18 protein-coding genes and 1 pseudogene are annotated in these 15684 nt (G+C 47.4%); 1 reads left to right on the forward strand and 18 read right to left on the reverse strand.

The features are described from left to right. Positions 1-116 precede the first annotated feature (116 nt). The 14 genes and pseudogenes from Q5911_RS06535 to Q5911_RS06600 all read right to left on the reverse strand — a co-directional run bounded on the left by Q5911_RS06535 (position 117) and on the right by Q5911_RS06600 (position 11682). Positions 117-3629, reverse strand: a complete 3513-nt coding sequence (locus Q5911_RS06535) for a hypothetical protein (protein WP_303181843.1) — start codon at positions 3627-3629, stop codon at positions 117-119. 431 nt (positions 3630-4060) lie between these two features. Beyond that, entirely contained in the window at positions 4061-4960 is a 900-nt protein-coding gene (locus tag Q5911_RS06540; protein WP_303181844.1) for a hypothetical protein, read from the reverse strand. Between the two features lie 12 nt (positions 4961-4972). Beyond that, a complete protein-coding gene (locus tag Q5911_RS06545; RefSeq protein ID WP_303181845.1) occupies positions 4973-6100 on the reverse strand; it encodes an FIVAR domain-containing protein in 1128 nt (375 codons plus the stop codon). Continuing rightward, on the reverse strand, positions 6093-7214 hold the full coding sequence (locus tag Q5911_RS06550; RefSeq protein WP_303181847.1) for a DUF4317 family protein: 1122 nt from the start codon (positions 7212-7214) through the stop codon (positions 6093-6095). The genes Q5911_RS06545 and Q5911_RS06550 overlap by 8 nt, the downstream gene beginning before the upstream one ends. Before the next feature lie 452 nt (positions 7215-7666). Continuing rightward, positions 7667-7792 (reverse strand): annotated as a pseudogene (locus Q5911_RS14925) (toxin-antitoxin system HicB family antitoxin); the annotation flags it as partial. A gap of 55 nt (positions 7793-7847) precedes the next feature. Continuing rightward, positions 7848-8537, reverse strand: a complete 690-nt coding sequence (locus Q5911_RS06560; protein WP_303181849.1) for a hypothetical protein — start codon at positions 8535-8537, stop codon at positions 7848-7850. Continuing rightward, a complete protein-coding gene (locus tag Q5911_RS06565) occupies positions 8534-8890 on the reverse strand; it encodes a hypothetical protein (protein ID WP_303181851.1) in 357 nt (118 codons plus the stop codon). The genes Q5911_RS06560 and Q5911_RS06565 overlap by 4 nt, the downstream gene beginning before the upstream one ends. Next, positions 8868-9194: a hypothetical protein gene (locus Q5911_RS06570; protein ID WP_303181852.1), complete on the reverse strand. Its 327-nt coding sequence runs from the start codon at positions 9192-9194 to the stop codon at positions 8868-8870. The genes Q5911_RS06565 and Q5911_RS06570 overlap by 23 nt, the downstream gene beginning before the upstream one ends. Before the next feature lie 68 nt (positions 9195-9262). Beyond that, the gene (locus Q5911_RS06575) at positions 9263-9484 is read right to left on the reverse strand and encodes a hypothetical protein (protein ID WP_303181853.1); all 222 of its coding nucleotides are present in this window, start codon (positions 9482-9484) and stop codon (positions 9263-9265) included. Between the two features lie 214 nt (positions 9485-9698). Beyond that, entirely contained in the window at positions 9699-10247 is a 549-nt protein-coding gene (locus Q5911_RS06580) for a hypothetical protein (RefSeq protein WP_303181855.1), read from the reverse strand. A 63-nt stretch (positions 10248-10310) separates the two neighbouring features. Further along, positions 10311-10619 carry a hypothetical protein gene (locus Q5911_RS06585; RefSeq protein WP_303181857.1) on the reverse strand — a complete coding sequence of 103 codons (309 nt, stop codon included), beginning with the start codon at positions 10617-10619 and terminating at the stop codon, positions 10311-10313. Continuing rightward, positions 10613-11056 (reverse strand): hypothetical protein, encoded by a 444-nt coding sequence (locus Q5911_RS06590; protein WP_303181859.1) that lies wholly within the window; start codon positions 11054-11056, stop codon positions 10613-10615. The genes Q5911_RS06585 and Q5911_RS06590 overlap by 7 nt, the downstream gene beginning before the upstream one ends. Beyond that, positions 11046-11495, reverse strand: coding sequence for a hypothetical protein (locus Q5911_RS06595; RefSeq protein WP_303181861.1), 450 nt, complete (start codon positions 11493-11495; stop codon positions 11046-11048). The genes Q5911_RS06590 and Q5911_RS06595 overlap by 11 nt, the downstream gene beginning before the upstream one ends. Then, positions 11473-11682 (reverse strand): hypothetical protein, encoded by a 210-nt coding sequence (locus Q5911_RS06600; protein ID WP_303181863.1) that lies wholly within the window; start codon positions 11680-11682, stop codon positions 11473-11475. The genes Q5911_RS06595 and Q5911_RS06600 overlap by 23 nt, the downstream gene beginning before the upstream one ends. A gap of 111 nt (positions 11683-11793) precedes the next feature. On the opposite strand from Q5911_RS06600, the gene Q5911_RS06605 reads away from it, so the two are divergent. Then, positions 11794-12054 carry a hypothetical protein gene (locus tag Q5911_RS06605; RefSeq protein WP_303181865.1) on the forward strand — a complete coding sequence of 87 codons (261 nt, stop codon included), beginning with the start codon at positions 11794-11796 and terminating at the stop codon, positions 12052-12054. Positions 12055-12082: 28 nt separating this feature from the next. Here Q5911_RS06605 and Q5911_RS06610 read toward each other — a convergent pair whose 3' ends face one another. The 4 genes from Q5911_RS06610 to Q5911_RS06625 all read right to left on the reverse strand — a co-directional run bounded on the left by Q5911_RS06610 (position 12083) and on the right by Q5911_RS06625 (position 15607). Then, a complete protein-coding gene (locus tag Q5911_RS06610; RefSeq protein ID WP_303181866.1) occupies positions 12083-12673 on the reverse strand; it encodes a hypothetical protein in 591 nt (196 codons plus the stop codon). A gap of 116 nt (positions 12674-12789) precedes the next feature. Continuing rightward, entirely contained in the window at positions 12790-13707 is a 918-nt protein-coding gene (locus Q5911_RS06615; RefSeq protein ID WP_303181868.1) for a hypothetical protein, read from the reverse strand. 291 nt (positions 13708-13998) lie between these two features. Then, positions 13999-14637 (reverse strand): Appr-1-p processing protein, encoded by a 639-nt coding sequence (locus tag Q5911_RS06620; protein WP_303181869.1) that lies wholly within the window; start codon positions 14635-14637, stop codon positions 13999-14001. A 358-nt stretch (positions 14638-14995) separates the two neighbouring features. Continuing rightward, positions 14996-15607 (reverse strand): hypothetical protein, encoded by a 612-nt coding sequence (locus Q5911_RS06625; RefSeq protein WP_303181871.1) that lies wholly within the window; start codon positions 15605-15607, stop codon positions 14996-14998. Positions 15608-15684: the final 77 nt, after the last annotated feature.

Consider the following 15684-nt stretch of genomic DNA (forward strand, 5'->3'; position numbering starts at 1 on the left):
AGGATAGATTGCCTGTTTCGTATTAAAACAAAAACTCAGGTCTGTCCCTAGGCATATCGTAAAAATCCCCGGAAGCACGTTTGACTACCTCCGGGGACTCATATTAAGATACTAAATCATTTCTGTTTCTTGAAACTAGCTCTTGGTCTTGCAACTGCAACGACCGCAAGTGCCATGGCTCCAGCCGCAACATAGCCTACGATCGGGGCTCCATCATTGGTACGGGCCGCCTTGGTAGCTGAAGCGTCCAGGCTTACGGTAGAGGCCGTTTTCTTAGCCTCCTCAGCCTCCTTTTGGGCAAATGTTTCATAGTCGGCCTGGGCCGCCACAAGGGCTGCAAGGGTTATCAGATGAGCCGCCTTAGCGTCTTCATATACCTTCTGTGCATCCTCAAGGGCTGCGTTCTTCTCTTCCAGGGTCTTCTGTGCCGCTACCACTGCCGCGTCAGCGTCAGCAATGGCCTTGATGTAATCGTTCAGGTAAGAGAAATCCTCGTCCGTGAGCGGAGTCTCCAGTGCGTCTTCATAGGACAAGAGATCCGCGCGGTCTTTCAGGTCCTTTGCGCCCTCATATACCCGGATCGCGCTTGCGAGGTCTGCCTCGGCCTGCGCTTCGTCTGCCTCGGCGTTGTCAAGGGCTGTAGCTGCGTTAGCTTTGGTCTCGGACGCTTCCATCTCAGCCGCCTGGGCATTCCAGAGAGGTGTGATCGCTTCTACCAGGGCATCATACTCATCCTGAAGAGTATCTACAATAGCCTTGGAGTCATCCTTGGCAGATACTGCATTACTGTGAGCTGTTTCTGCTTCAGCAAGGTTTCTGTTTACTTCGGTGAGGTCGCTTTCAGCCTGGTTCATGGCTGCTTCAGCACTGGTCACATTACCTTCCGCCGTCGCAAGAGTGTCCTTTGCACGATCAAGCGCTGTTTCCTTGTTCACCATGTCGGCACGGTTGTCGGCGATATCAGCTGCGATCTCGTCCTCGATCCTGTCTCTTTCAGCCTCGGCGGAGATAAGAGCATTCTTCTTTGCCGTTTCATCCGTTACCGCTGCATCATATGTTCCCTGGGCAGCCTTAAGCGCATCCTCCGCATTTGTAAGATCCGTTTCTTTCAGTGATGTTTCATTCTGTGATGCGGAATATATGGATGCAGTAACAGATTGTCGATTCTGTGCATCTTCAAGAGATCCGACTTTAGCACCCTGGTTGTAAACTATGGTCTTTTCATCCAGTTCTTTGAGCTTATCCTCAAAAGCCTTCACCTTGACATCAGCATCCGATTTCATATTATCAGCCTCTTCCTTGGCTTCATCAAGGGCTGCTTTGGCTTCGTCAACCGCCTTCTGTGCGTTATCCACATCTGTCTGGGCATTGTTTGCTTCACCCTGTGCGTTAGCCACGGCGCTTTCAGCATTCTTGACATCCGTATCAGCAGTCACAAGATCCCCCTTCTTCTCGTCTAAAGCGTCAAGGGCTGCCTGATAAGATGCTTCAGCCGTCTGTTTGTTCTCCAGTGCAGTTGTCTCAGCCGTCTGTTTGTCTGTATAAGTCTGAGCTGCCGTCTGAGCATCCTGCTTGGCTTTTGACAGGTTGGCATTAGCGGCATCAAGTTCCGCTTTTGCCGTTTCCATGGCTGCTTTGGCCTCTTCTGCAATAGTCGGGGCATTCATCAGGCTGTTGTAATATTCCATAAACCTGGCATAATATTCGTCATAGGTAAAATATCCATTTTCGCTGGGTTTTTCTCCTATATTGTATTCATGCTTGAATATCTGTCCATCCGTTTTTCCGTAGTCCCCTTTTTGATTTACGGCAAAGCCTGTAAGATTGTAGCTCTGGTTGATTATGTTTATATAATGTCCTGCCTGGGAATTATCTTCCCCATAAAAAGGCTTTTCTGCATCGACCCATCCTTTAAAAGGATCCGGATAGCCCCACGCAAGGTTTTCAGCCACGCCATCTCTACGAGTATGATCCCCGGTGATAGCACTCTCATTGGTATGTTCCTGTGAGACAGCCATCATCCAATCAGAAATATATACAGGGTCATCCACAAGTCCATCTTTCCCCGTTTCTTCATACAGTCTTGCATAATACTCTTTTAACTGCTCAAGAGCCGCTTTCATGTTCTCCAGTGAGGTGGCATCCCCTGCTTGACCTATGTTAGTGTACTGAGAGTTTGCTTTTTTTAGTACATCAGCAGCCGCTGTCGCCCCCATTTCTTCAAAGAACCCGAGAGACCCCTTGGCGATCTGCTCCGCCGCCGTACTAGCCTTATTCTTGGCCTCTTCATACGCTGCTGCCGCTTTATCGTAGGCTGTCTGTTTCTCGTCTACAATCTTCTGGGCCGCTGTCACTGCCGCATCTGCCGTATTCTTCGCATCGAGGGCTGCAGCAGTGTCTTTTACCGCCTGATCATAGGTCGCAGTGGAGGTATTCATTGCCTGCTTGGCTGTATCTGCCGCTGTCTGTGCATCGGTTATCGCCTGCTTTGCTGCGGAATAGTTGATCTCGGCTGTATCCAACGCTGCCTGGGCATCCGCAACAGCCTGATCTCTCTGATCCTTTATTTTCTGGGCATTCTGTAGTGTTCCATAAGCTGTGTCATAAGCCCCTTGCTTCTCTGCCTGTGTTCCAAGAGCGGTGTTGTAGTAAGCCTGGGCCTGTGCGGCGGCCACTTCTTTGTCAGCCAGATCTTTCTCAGCCAGGGCTCGAGCTTCTTCTGTCTGCGCACTTTCCAATGCGGTCTGTGCATTGTCTATAGCTCCCTGTGCCTGATCCAGAGCCAGTTTCTTCTCGGTAACGGCTGCCGTGGCAACATCTAATTCCAACTGAGCATTCTCCACAGCCTGTAAAGCGGCATTATATTCCGGTGACCCTGCCGAAGCCTGGTCTACCGCTTCGCCATACACACGCTTTGCCTCGTCATAAGCCGCCTGTGTAACCGTCACGTTCTTCTCGGCAGCCTCTTTTGCCGCCTGAGCGTCCTTCAGCGCCTGCTCCGCCTGGGAATACTCCTCAGTGGATGTCTGCTGGAGCGCTTCTAACTCATCGATCTTGTCCTGCGCATCGTCAACCGCTTTCTGTTTCTCGGCCAGGTCTTCTGTCGCGGCATCAAGTTCACTCTTTTTAGCTGTCACATCCTCTTCTTTTACAGTGATCTCCTGTTGGATCTGCTCCAGCTTCTCGGTAGCATCATTCAATGCTGTCACGGCTTTATCATATGCTTCCTGCTTGGCCTTTACAGCAGCCTGGGCCGCCAGAAGGTTCTCTTGTGACGCATTCCGTAACAGGCCTGCATCAATGAACAGTTTGTCAGCATCACTTTTAGCTTTTGAGAACTGGGCCTTTGCCTCGTCAACGGCATTCGTACTTGCGGTTACCGCGTCGAACGCCGCCTGCATGGCATCGTCCGCCTCTTTCTTAGCAGAATCATATTTCTCTTTTGCGTCCTTTTCTGCCTGCTCTGCTTTGGCGTTTTCCGTCTGGGCCTCTTCCAGGTTGGCCTTGGCCTCTCCATAGTTCTGTGCTTCATCTGACGCATGGACAACCTGTGCGACCGGAGCCGCTACAGACGAAACTGCTACTGCAGCCATGGTGATGGCTGTCGTTGCTCTGATAGCTTTCTTCATAAATATACCCTCCGTTTTCGTTGAGTAAGCGCAAGAGGACTACCACTGAATGAGCGTTTATTCTCATTCTCATCTTTCCGGTCTGGATCGAAGATGATCGAATGGTTTGCAGGCCACTTATTGTCAAATGAACATCCGGCCTTCAAGGGAAAGAATACGCTGGTCCGTATTGTATTCGCTTACTCTGTCATATCACTATTCATCAATGAGCAAAAGAAATTATAAAATAAGTGCATTTTTAAGAGGAATCGTGTATTACTGGTTTGCTGGATTTGTAATAGGGAGAGATGACGTAGATCCTCTTGTCCATTATCCTGCCTCCTTCCGCTTTTGGTATTTACAAATAGAGTGCAGGGGCGTGGACATAGCTATCATTTTTACACTACGGAATACATCCATCCGATAACGAAGAGTATTCTTTTGTATGCAGGTTATTTGCATATCTCCACAACGGCATACTCTTCCAGATATGGAATGGCGGAACGCATATGCTCGTCTTCGAGGTTCTTCGCTTCGTTATCACAGATCCACCTCGTCAATTCACAAGCTTCCTTAATAAGCCCATTCTGTTTTGTTTCCTGTCTGTCCGGTATCAGGTTAGCTACTGCCAGGAAATATGCGCTGGTGACTGCGAGTGCATTCCCCGGGTCATTGCCCCGCTCACGCAGGGAATGATAAAGAGAGAGCAGCCTATCGCCATCCTTTATAGGAAGTTGCCGGACGGGAAAAGAAGATTTATCTCTTACTGGATCCAGGTTACCCCACTTTTTCAAACACCACCCTGGCATATGCATCCAAGTGTGGCCGCCGCAGACCAGGACTTCCCGACTATCCTTTTGGCTGCTCCTGAACAGGATTGACACGACTCCCTCACGGTAGTCATCACAGAGAGTCTGCAGCATCCCTGCAATTGTATTTGGAATCATGTCTTGGTCAGTTTTGCTGGTAAGATATAAGAAATGGTCTTCTTCCTTTGTGGAGAAGCAAAGTACAGCATTGTCTTCTTCCTGCATGACATCAAGAATAGAGGACGCTAATTCCTTGTGTGGAGCCGATGGGGATTCAGGGGCATGCTGCGTATACCAGTCCAGCGTTTCATATTGTCGGTATGAGGTATTGAATAAGGGATATTGGTCGGCGCATCTAAGGTACTCGTCCCAAAGGAGCGGACATTTCAGCGCGTCGCCAAGCTCCAAGATCTCGTAGCGGAGGTCCCAGGTGTTTCCACGTTTGACAAGCTCCGCTTCCACGAGGGATAGACATTTCCAGATCGGATAGATCCGCAGTCCCTCTCGAAAGATTTTACACAATGATTTTCTTACTTCTGCCATATTATCTCCTTTCTAAACCGGTTCATAATGGGTGATCAGATAGCCGCCATCCACGCAGGTCTGGAAACCAATACCTCCATTCGCATGGACAAACCCGGATACTGAATCCCAGGTAGTCCCCTCGGGTACAACCATAGAGGATACATAGCGGTAGGTCCTGCCATTGACAACGACGGTTCCTGGTCTACTTGCGATTGCCTGTCCGCCTGATGACCAGCTGTGAGCGATATAATAACCGTCTGCCCATTGCGTGACAGAACCATCCGCAGCGGCGGACCCAGTATAATAAGCATTGCTGTAGTCTACATACCAGGTCCCGTCCCCGCTTTTTTTTGCCTGCCCGCCATTGCCGGCAGTGTTTTTCGCTGCTTCTTCAGATGCGTATCTTGCCGCACTAGCCCGGCGGGCCGCCGATGCCTCGATCTCCTGTTGTTTTGCGATGGACGCTTCTACGGAGGTTTTTGCTTCTTCTATATTCTTCTTCGCATTATTATATACGGATATATCATCAACATCCTCCCGCGAAAGCACTTCCTCCGCTTTGGTGATCGTCTCCTGGAGGGTGCCTCGCGTTGCATTATCCGCAACTTTTCCTTCAGAAGAGGTGAGCGTTTCTTTTGCGCTGTCCACTTCGTCTGTCAGGGCATTTCTTGAATTTTCCAGATCCTTAGCGTGTTTGGAAACTTCCACCTTCTTAATTATATCAGAAAGACGTTCATTACAATCTTCCATATCCTTCAGAATTGTTCTGTTATCCTGTATAGAGGACTTAAGTTCACAATAGTTCCTGTAAAACCCGGCAGTAGCTTCTTTGACATCGGTTGGATGAACAGGTGTGTCCTGCTTTTCTTCTCCAAGGATCTTTTTCAAGGAAATAAGGACATCGGGATCTGCCACCTGCTCTTCCGTGACAGAACTGACAAGAGTCTCCGCGTCCTGGATAAAAGAGTTCCGGTCTTTTTTCTCATTGTCAATATTCTGGATCAGGTGAGCCTCCGTCTTTTGGAGTGTCTGGTTCTGCCGTATGGCCCATTCGCTGCCATAGGCAGAAGCTGCTATGATACCAGCCGAAATGGCTGTCAATGCGGCTAATCCGCCACGGGCCAATGCTGGATGAGAGGCAAACCGAGATTTACGCATCGGACATTCTCTCCTTTCCGGACAGGGAAGAGATTTTAGCCTCGATCCCATTTACGAATACATTGCTGGAGCTGACAGGTACAGCTAGATACATCCTTCCCCGAAGCATGACAGGCTCTACCATGTCTGCCCGGTCCGCCGCGATCTTGACGGTAAAGTCACTCCCTTTCACAGTCATGTTTTTCTGGTCCGTGATATGCTCCAGACAGATTTCGTCCATACCCGTGTTCTCCCTAAAGAACTGCACATACTTGTCCGTATATAAAGGATCCATCCCTGCATTCTCCAGCATCTGTGCCGCTTCCTTCAGGGAAACACTCTCTTTGTCAGAAACTTCCGCAAGGAGCTCTTCTGCCTGGGCCTGAAAGGCGCGGACAGTCTCATAGGATGCGGATTCCGCATACTGAAAGGCCATTGAGATTTGCAGCTTTTCTTCTTTTTCGGCCATTGGCTGATCCGCACCAAATATGGCAGCCAGGAATTGGCTCTGATCCATTTCCTGTTTCCGGTTATAGAATAACGCTCCGGAAATATCCGCGCATCTGTCATTGAATGCTGGATACAGAAAGGCATTTTCCGGCATGCCAACGGCCCAGCTGCGGATCCCATCCTTGACACAGGCGGCTTCCATGTCACAAGTGAGTTCGGCTTTTGACAAAGTGACCGGACAGATACAGAAAAGGATATACTCATATACGGATGAGGAATCTTCTTCTGTTTTCCCAGGGATGTCGTAGGAACCGGCAGCTCCAATCAGGAGATAATTGTCATCGTACTGATAGGAAGCGATTATCTTCTCACAGAACGCGTACACCTGGTCGTCGTCATTGAGCCTGGAGCCGCGGAGATCTAAAAGCTCATTTTGCTGCGGGGTTCCACTATCTGCTGTCTTTAAGTGCAGGTTGAACGCTGTTTTCCCAAGATGTCCGGACAGAGCTTTTCGGAGAATATCCATATATTTGAAAGCCTCTTCTTCCGGAAGACGGGGAAATGGGATGCGGCTCAAAAACCGTATTTCCTTATCCTTGCTTACGAAACAGGTGACAAGGTTGGTAATACATTGGTTCGTAGGGGTAAATTGTTTTTTGACTTCCAGGATTTCTTTTTTCGTCATTTCTTGCTCCGGCAGATATGTCGCCGGCCTCCTTCCTTCTACTATTTTTAATAGAATGTTATTTCAGAAGGAAGTTCCCTGTTTTTGAGCTATTAGAATAAGATTGAAGACAGTATGACTCCTGCCCAGAAACCAACCGGGAAGCGGTAACGCTGACGGATACATATGAGTACATGCAGGGACAGAATACTGTAGGCAAATATCTTGAGGTTGAAAATATGGTTTCGAAAAAAGTCGGTCAAAAGCAGGAGAATCATACCGAAGAGCAAGGTGACAAAAATGATGGAAGCACTGATCAGGAAATCCCTGGAAGGCCGCTTTTTACGAAATTCTGAGAGACTCCTGGCTAAAAATCTAAAAAAGTTCATATATACTCCTCCCTTTAGGTATAGTATGAAAAAAAGAGAAACTCTTTTTCGAATTCCTCTTTTTTATGAGATATATGCAACTATTTAATTGTCACGGTATTTGGTTCCGCATTGGATGGCATCATTTTTAGCAAGGAGATACACACAATACTGATTCATACTGATCCCCTCTCTTTTAGAATGCTCGGCAAGGGAACGGTGCAGACTCTTGCAAGCACCTCGAATTTTCGTATTCCGATGACAGAGCATATTATTAATGTTAGTCTTACCGGATGGGCTGTATCTTTTTTGGCCCTCGATAGGACGTCGGGCTGGAAGAGGTAAACAACAACGAATTCAGCTGTTTTTCCAGTTTCTCCTCTGATCTTTTCTCATCGATTTTCCGGGGGTACTGCTTAAGTTTTCTTTCATCGAACCGACATCCAGTCTCCTTTTTGAAATCGCATGTAAAACCAGCCTTTTTGCAAGCATCGCAGAGCATGATCACCTGTCCGCACACCGGACAAAAAGACTTGTATCCCTGGTTTTCCGACCAGGAGAAAGACACATCTTTGTCACAGTGCTTACAGTAAACTGTCTGCTTGTCATCTCGTGCTTCCGGTATCCCCTCTGCAAGTGCCGTCCTGATTTCTTCTGCCATCACAGCATCCTGTCCATTACCTTCTGCTCTGTATTTTTGAGCCAAAGCTTTCAGCCAGGACTGCTGTTCTTTCAGGGTATGTCCATCAGGAAGCTCCTTCGGATGATAATATGCCTCCGTCATAGGGAATTTCTCCCCGTACATTTCCAGGACCTGTGTTAAGCAGGCCTGCGTAAAGCGACCAAGTACAGGATCCGGGAAATTCCCATTGATCACCGCGTAAGCGATGCTCAAAAGCTCCTCGTCCGTTTTCTCCTTCAGATATTCTGCATACTCCTTTACATCCGTTGCTGAAAAAATATGTTTAACAATCATTTGTTCTTCCTTCTTTCCTGTGTGATTTCAAATAATAGTTTGATACAATACCGCGCCACCTGGATATCGTCAATACTGTTGATGATGGAAAACCAGTCTCCTGAGTTGTTATACTCTTGAAGCAGCTGGACAAGCGTCTCTCTTGCTGTCTTTGTAATGTGGCTGTAATGTTCCGTGTATTCTTTCAGATCCATCTTGTTTAAGTCCTGTTCCGTTTCCTTCCATGAACGCAGAGCTATGCCGGAAGATTTGATCTCTTCTAAAAGTTGCGTGACCGCATCCCCGACATCCCAATTCCTTGCGATGGCTTTGACTTTATCTGGATCCACTTCAAATACAGCCTGGATATTCATGATCCTTTTCCTCCTCTATTTCCCTACAAAAGATACGGTAGCCTTCAAGCAGCCCTGAATCACGTATTAAACTTAGATACGCTGGGCGGTAAAGCATCTCTCCCCCATATGCCTCTTCAAAAAGTAGCCTGGTAAGCCTGTGCCTTCGGATGCCAAGATCCAGGATCATCTCCTGCAAGTTCTCTCGTTCGGTTTCAAGAGCCTCTACAGTCTTTCGCAGATTCCTGATATGGACCATATCCAGCTCCCGTTGTGCTACCAGCAGATCTTCAAACCTTTCGTCCTCCTTTGTTTTTGCATACATCTTTTGTCCTACTCTCACCTGTGAAATTGTTATTCAAGGATAGGGTGGAGAAATAAAGCAAAAATAAGTCAAGATCTGTGCTTTGTTTGGGCATCCAGTTGCCTATGCAAATTCCCTGGCACGTCCAGAACAGTGATCAGGACCTTATTCTTCCCAAACAGGTAGGCTTTTCCGTTATAGAGCTTGACCAACTTGCCGTCTGTCAGATCAATGTACCCATCGATCCAGCGGCGCAGTCGGCCATTGACATCTTTGTGGTCGGTTCCCTTCTGATATGCCTTTTGTGCCATTCTTGCCGCCGCCCGTTTGGTAACACCGCAGCGCTGACGCATCCGCTTGGTCCCATGCCTTGAAACGGCTGTTTCTTGCATGATAACACTTCCTTTCCTGATATATCTTTTCAGATAGTATGATCGGTGATCGACATTGCATCTGGATTTTAAAAAAAAAAGAGCCGGCTTCATCAACCGACTCTATCAAAAAAAGTATCCTCCATTATGTATCCTATTCAGAAAATACTGCTTTCACCGTGTCTTGGATGTGAGTTTTCAGCTGCCTCTTCTGACGATTGAGGGCGTATCTTGCCGCTTCCCTTGCTCTTTCAAGGTTCTCCTGTGTACAGGGTATGTCCAGCGCTTTCATTTCAATGAGAAGGTCTTCGTCAGACCAGCTTTCCGTATACCAGGGAGCAGACATCAATTTGATCCCTGGAAATGCCTCGGAGAACCTGTATTCACTGCCTTCCTCGGTAACGAAACCCTCTTCGATCCTGACGCAGTTGTCAGGGAGCTCAGGGTCTTCCTTGGTGCCAGACATGCAAATGAGCATGCTCATGGATAAGGGATCCAGAATCCCCTCTTCTCCGGAATGCCTCTTGGCATAATCATCCCAGATATCACGGATATTGGGGGCTATCCAGATCTTCGTACAGTCATAGCTGCAAAAGAAGTAGACTGGCAGGCCCGCAGTACGGCAAACCGCCTCATAAAATTCCGAAAGGCTCTTTTTTTTCGGGAAGAGAGAGATATCCCCCCGTGTCATTTCTACTATCATAAAATAATCCTCCTGATTGTTGATTTGCAGATGCTCGTGTCCTCTAACTTGGTCAGCAGCTCCTCATTTGTCACAAGGATATCCGACTCCTACAGATCCTGGAGCCGGTGCTATCATAGTCACTTCCTCGTCAGTCGGGAAGGTAAACACAGCCCTGTAGGTTCCGTGAAAGTCTATTGAATGCTCCATCATGGAGGTTACAGAATACCACTGTACAAACTGCTCCAATGCCTTTTCCACATTTTCTTTGGTGGAATATTCCGCCAGCCAATTATAGATTTCATTCTCAATGATGTATTTGCCTTTATTTTCCGTGACTTCCAGATTCATGTCGCTTGAGATCTTTTTACCATCCTGGCTTTTGATCAGCATAGTGACTCCTCCCCTTTCTCTTTGACAAGTTTATAGAAGCGCTCTGCCATGCGGTGACTCACGTCCGCGATCGCATTAAGAGAAGAACGCTGGCTGTTCCAGCGCTTTGCGTAAGCCTCTTTTTTTTCCGGACTGTCCAGCAGTTTCATGGTGTCCTGATACAGCTTGTAATCGCTGAACGTCCCATACGTCATAGATAAAAGCGCATCCGCTAACTCTTTGGCCCTTTTTGACATTGCCTCAGAGACAGACCTTCCGAATGTTTCCTCGAACCATTCATCGGGATCCAAAAGAAACAGGACCGGCACATGGGATTGTTCGTCTTCTGTGGCGGCTCCGTACACCGGACTAAGGGCCATGACTGTAAGCGTGGCAACTTCCAGGTCTTTGGCTTCGAACACATACGGATCCGATGGATTGATCAGTTCAAACAGCATAATATAATCCTCCTTTTTCTTCATAAATCGCTCTTCGCTCCACTTCACATAGGAATGCGAGGATCACCTCTTTTACAAATTCATTGTGGAATGAATGGTGGAGCATGGTTGCCGCTTTAGCAAGCGTCTCGAAATAGTTCTCATTCCTCTCGCTGTTTTGATCGCCATTAAGGAATGTTTTCCAGAGCGTCCAATACGCTGCGAGAAATTCCGTCGAGGATGTACCCTCTGGTAGGAAGCGGCCATGCTGCTTCTCTATTGCTATGGCAAGATCTTGAGCCAATGGTTGGTCAAAACAGGTCTTGAGCATTTCGGCCTTCCTGTTTTTCTCATCTTCCTTTTCACATCCGCAGTCCTGGATGATGGAAGAAAAATTCTGGAAGAGGGTAAAGTAACGGCTCCCTTGGCCGAGCGGTTCAATACATACTTTCATCATCATCCTCCTCCCTGCTTAAATTTCCTTTCCGGATGCCGGCAAGCATGAGCGCGGCGGCGAGGCATACTTCAGGTATAGCAAACTCTATGCCTAAATTCCTGCCTTCCACTCCTCCGACTGCCATGGCAAGCAGTAGGAAGCCGACACCAAAAAGGATCCCTCCTTTTTCAATTGTTCCCATTTTGATCATAAGCAAACTCTCCTTTCTTCTGTGATATGGTTCTACCCATAGTTTGCTTTTTGGTCTTGGAAATAACAGAAGCCGAAGGCAGGCTAAGTCTTTATGGAAGGAGGGAGCAGTGTGACACACGAAAGAGAAGATGCTGCGGCAGTCAGGTTCTACCTGATCTATAGCAACAGACGCCACCCCGAAGAGAAATATATTTTCTATAAGGGGCACATTTCCCTATACGGGGATTTCCGGGCGGATAATGGGTATACGTCTTTGGCAAGATTGCTGCCGGCCTACAAACAGGCCAGGATGATCCTGAACAGGACATTATATTTTGGAACAGCAAACCTATACGATCTGGTGGTAGAGATGCACAATCCTGCAGTATGAAAAGAGCCCGGGACATCCCGGGCAAACCTCAATCAGCATATTCGATCCGTATCCCGTATGCATCCAAAAGCTCTTCCAGGATTTCTGCCGTGTTATCATCAGCGGTCGAATTATCCAGGGTAAGGACCGTGTTCAGATAATAGCCATCTGCCAATTGGTCCAGCTTGATGAATACAGCGCATGGATATAAAGTAGAACCATCACGGATCGTATAATCTATCTCCTGTATCCAGTAGCCGCTTCCTTCGATCACATTACATATTTCCGTACTTTCCGCAGAAGTATTCTCATCCAGGGAGGATATGATCTCTTTATATACAGACTCCAGGATCTTACCAACGGATTGTTCCTTTCCATCAAGAAGCTCAAGCTCCAGTGAAATCCCGTTTCCCTCTGAAGTCGCTCCATCCAGTGTGTCCACTATATGATGATCTGCAAGCACATATGGCCTTACAAAAGCCGTGTCCTTTCTCAGTTCAACTCTGGTCAGATACTGATATTCTTCCGCTTTCTCCTCTTCTATGTAAGTTTCCAGTTTTCCGGCATCCGTGATCTCTACATGTGAACCACACCCGCCAAGCATAAACACTGCCGCAAGAATGATAAGTGCCTTTTTCAATAGATCTTCCTCCCGTCTTGGATGAATACTCTGCTTTATCACTGTTCCTTTAAGTAGTATGCCAAAAACTCCTTAGAAAAAAGAAAGGCCCAAAGTGGGCCTTCCTGTCTGCATAGTTAACGCAATACATACCATTTTTCACGGATCTGCTGCTCCTCGGCTGCTTTACAGAATATCTCCTGGCTCTCATCCCAGGTATATCCTTTCAGAAATTGCGCAACAGTCCCATACTTTTTCGCAATTTCTTTTTGCAGCCAGTCTGTTTTGACCCGGAACTGCGTCACCCGGTTCTTCTTCCATTCTTTGATCTCTTCCAGATCATACGGAAGAAGATATTCTTCTTCAGGGGTTATCATTAAATGAGTGAACAGCTCTGTTTCATCTGGAGGAACACATTTCTGTTTCCGTTCCTCTTCCTGAACTCGTTCTTCCTCCAAGATATATGGCATATCGGTCAATTCATATTCCAAAGTCTCAATGTCTTCAGATGGCTCGTTGAGCCAAGCCTGTCTGCGCTCATATCGTCTGGTAAGAGTCTGGATCCCTTTCATGGAAAAATGGCACCAAAAACGCTCTCCGGTTTTCTTGTCCGCCACACAGACTCCCGCGTCCAGGACCGAACCGTAACCAGTCCGCTTAGGAAAAATATCCGGGCAATGGCCCAGGACATCCAGGTCTTTCCTCTTACATTCCGCTGCCATTTCCCATGGATCTGAAGACAGCCAGGCATTATACATGTCATGTGGACCGATCTCGTCCTTGCTCATCCTGTTTTGGATATCCTTTACAAGTTTTTTTGCCAGACTATCATACTTTTGCCTGAATTCCTCCTCAGTCAGCTGTACATAAAACAGGGTGTCCTCAGAATCGTATCGTTTTCTCGGGCCATCCGGCGACCACTGTGCAACGGTCACGTATCCCGCGTTAGCCTCTATCACATATGACTTGCCGGATTCATGCCATCCCTGGCTGCTGATCCTGTCGATTTTCTGCCCAAGATGTAATTGCTTGTATGTGAGCTCCTTATAATCCATAGTGTACCTCCTTTTTAGTGCGGCTCGGAGAGACAGCAAGCCCTCCTGTCTGGATTGATGCGCGCGGGTCAAAAAAGTCGATCTTTCGGGTAATCTGATCCTGTAAGCCCTCACGCATAAGCTGCGCAAAAGCCCGGATGCAGGACTGACGTCTTTCCGCACAAATGCGGGCGGATGCCCGTTCCCTTGTCGGGCCAACCAAAGGACAGCTGCCAGGAGATGGATCCGAAAAATGCATCCGGTTCATCCGGACAAACTCTTCAAGGGTATATCTTGGCAGTGTATCTGTCATCATCTGTCCACCCCCATAAGATCCTGTGCTACGCTAAGACCGAATGTATCTTCAAAATAATGCCAGATCTCAAAACGATGTGTCCCGGCGGGGAACCCGTGCCACGCAGTTTCAAGTTCTTCTGTCTCCGGATCCACTGGGATCAGTCCAAATTCTGTCCAGAGTCGCTTAATGCTGTCGGAGATATAATAGATATGGATGCTTGGCCCTTCGCCCCGGAAGATCGGGAGCAGCATTTCTGTATATACCTTATCCCAGTCACCGCCAGCCAGCCCGCAGCCAAGATATCCAGGGATTGCCACGTCACAGCCATAGGCAGCGGCAGTCTTTTTTAGGTCTTTCAAGGATTTGGACAGAGCCTCGTAGTCCGTGTCGAGACCTTTCCCCGTTGGGATGTTCTCTCCAAACATATGACATACCAGCCGTTTCCCTGTGACAGGCATATACCAGGTCGCTCCCAATAGATCCGAGCCAAGAGCATGGCACCTTTCCTCATAGCGCCCGTACTGCTCCTTGGAAAGTAGTTGGTCACGGATCAGCTTTGCAACGCCAGCGCCCATAACGCCTTTGCAATTCACCTGATGGGCCAGGATCTTTTCGCGGGCCTTTAGGAAATCTCCTTTTTTTTCAATGATCATGATTTTTATTCCTCCAAAAAAATATTTCGAACATGCAGATTAAAATATGTTCTCTCCTCTCCTCTGCAATCTAGTTCTAAGATAGTGTGCGTGTTTGCAGGTGAAACAACTATACCTTAGAAAGTTACTTTTCCCTAAAAAGAAAAGAAGGACATTATGTCCCTCTTTTCGAATCGTTCCGCTTGTTGAGTCATACTATGAATTCGTCAGTATTTACTGACTTCCGTTTACGTAGATCTTTCTCTTCCAGCCTCAACAAGTAGAGATTGGAAATATACAGTCCAAGCCTGATCATCTTTTCCCAGGTCTCATCAGAGTCAGAAATTTATCTAAAATTTTCTCATCTCCATATTTTCATTCATCGTGCTTCATCATTTACTCTTTTGCTCATAGTAAGGATACATCCGGGGATGAGGTATCCAAGGTCCAGGTCAAGATACCCGTCAGGATACTGTTCTTTCAACCAATCCTCTCCCGCATTTTTCGGTATTTCAGGTGCTATGGCCCCCATAATCCTCTGAACATCCTTCTCATCGCCATCCATATCCAGGATACGACTCAGTGTATCCTTCAGGGCACTTCCCAGGTCTGTCCCATTCCGCGGCATGATACAGTGATATACGGAATAACTCGAAGAGATCGTGTAGTCCACGACGATTTCTTTCTCTTCAAGGATATCTATAAGATGAATACCTCGATAGTCTATGACATCCTCTATGATGTTCTCTGCAATCTCACTGTTTATGAACTGATCATTACTATAAAGAGCAATTGTTGCCTCTTCGATCAGTTCCTCAGACGGGGTATGATACCCAGCTTCTTCCAGGCGGTACAAGGCCTCCTGGCGACAGTAAGTCAGCAAAGGTTCGTCCAAGTGCCGGCGTATCTCTTTAAATAGTTCAGCGGCTTCAGGAGCCTGCCGTTCATAGTCTGCCATCTTTTTTAAGGTTTTATTCAGATCGGTCAGCATAATGTTCCCTCCTTATATTCTCTGGTAGTGTCCAAAACTACCATGCTTTTTATTGGTTAAAGTTACGTTTTACCTTG

This window comes from Lachnoclostridium phocaeense, from assembly GCF_959599685.1.
GTDB lineage: Bacteria > Bacillota > Clostridia > Lachnospirales > Lachnospiraceae > Claveliimonas > Claveliimonas monacensis.

Excerpts from the sequence above, each read along its gene's own strand:
- Q5911_RS06535 (WP_303181843.1), bottom strand. The coding sequence starts at position 3,629 with ATGAAGAAAGCTATCAGAGCAACGACAGCCATCACCATGGCTGCAGTA.
- Q5911_RS06540 (WP_303181844.1), bottom strand. The coding sequence starts at position 4,960 with ATGGCAGAAGTAAGAAAATCATTGTGTAAAATCTTTCGAGAGGGACTG.
- Q5911_RS06545 (WP_303181845.1), bottom strand. The coding sequence starts at position 6,100 with ATGCGTAAATCTCGGTTTGCCTCTCATCCAGCATTGGCCCGTGGCGGA.
- Q5911_RS06550 (WP_303181847.1), bottom strand. The coding sequence starts at position 7,214 with ATGACGAAAAAAGAAATCCTGGAAGTCAAAAAACAATTTACCCCTACG.
- Q5911_RS06560 (WP_303181849.1), bottom strand. The coding sequence starts at position 8,537 with ATGATTGTTAAACATATTTTTTCAGCAACGGATGTAAAGGAGTATGCA.
- Q5911_RS06565 (WP_303181851.1), bottom strand. The coding sequence starts at position 8,890 with ATGAATATCCAGGCTGTATTTGAAGTGGATCCAGATAAAGTCAAAGCC.
- Q5911_RS06570 (WP_303181852.1), bottom strand. The coding sequence starts at position 9,194 with ATGTATGCAAAAACAAAGGAGGACGAAAGGTTTGAAGATCTGCTGGTA.
- Q5911_RS06575 (WP_303181853.1), bottom strand. The coding sequence starts at position 9,484 with ATGGCACAAAAGGCATATCAGAAGGGAACCGACCACAAAGATGTCAAT.
- Q5911_RS06580 (WP_303181855.1), bottom strand. The coding sequence starts at position 10,247 with ATGATAGTAGAAATGACACGGGGGGATATCTCTCTCTTCCCGAAAAAA.
- Q5911_RS06585 (WP_303181857.1), bottom strand. The coding sequence starts at position 10,619 with ATGCTGATCAAAAGCCAGGATGGTAAAAAGATCTCAAGCGACATGAAT.
- Q5911_RS06590 (WP_303181859.1), bottom strand. The coding sequence starts at position 11,056 with ATGCTGTTTGAACTGATCAATCCATCGGATCCGTATGTGTTCGAAGCC.
- Q5911_RS06595 (WP_303181861.1), bottom strand. The coding sequence starts at position 11,495 with ATGATGATGAAAGTATGTATTGAACCGCTCGGCCAAGGGAGCCGTTAC.
- Q5911_RS06600 (WP_303181863.1), bottom strand. The coding sequence starts at position 11,682 with ATGATCAAAATGGGAACAATTGAAAAAGGAGGGATCCTTTTTGGTGTC.
- Q5911_RS06615 (WP_303181868.1), bottom strand. The coding sequence starts at position 13,707 with ATGGATTATAAGGAGCTCACATACAAGCAATTACATCTTGGGCAGAAA.
- Q5911_RS06620 (WP_303181869.1), bottom strand. The coding sequence starts at position 14,637 with ATGATCATTGAAAAAAAAGGAGATTTCCTAAAGGCCCGCGAAAAGATC.
- Q5911_RS06625 (WP_303181871.1), bottom strand. The coding sequence starts at position 15,607 with ATGCTGACCGATCTGAATAAAACCTTAAAAAAGATGGCAGACTATGAA.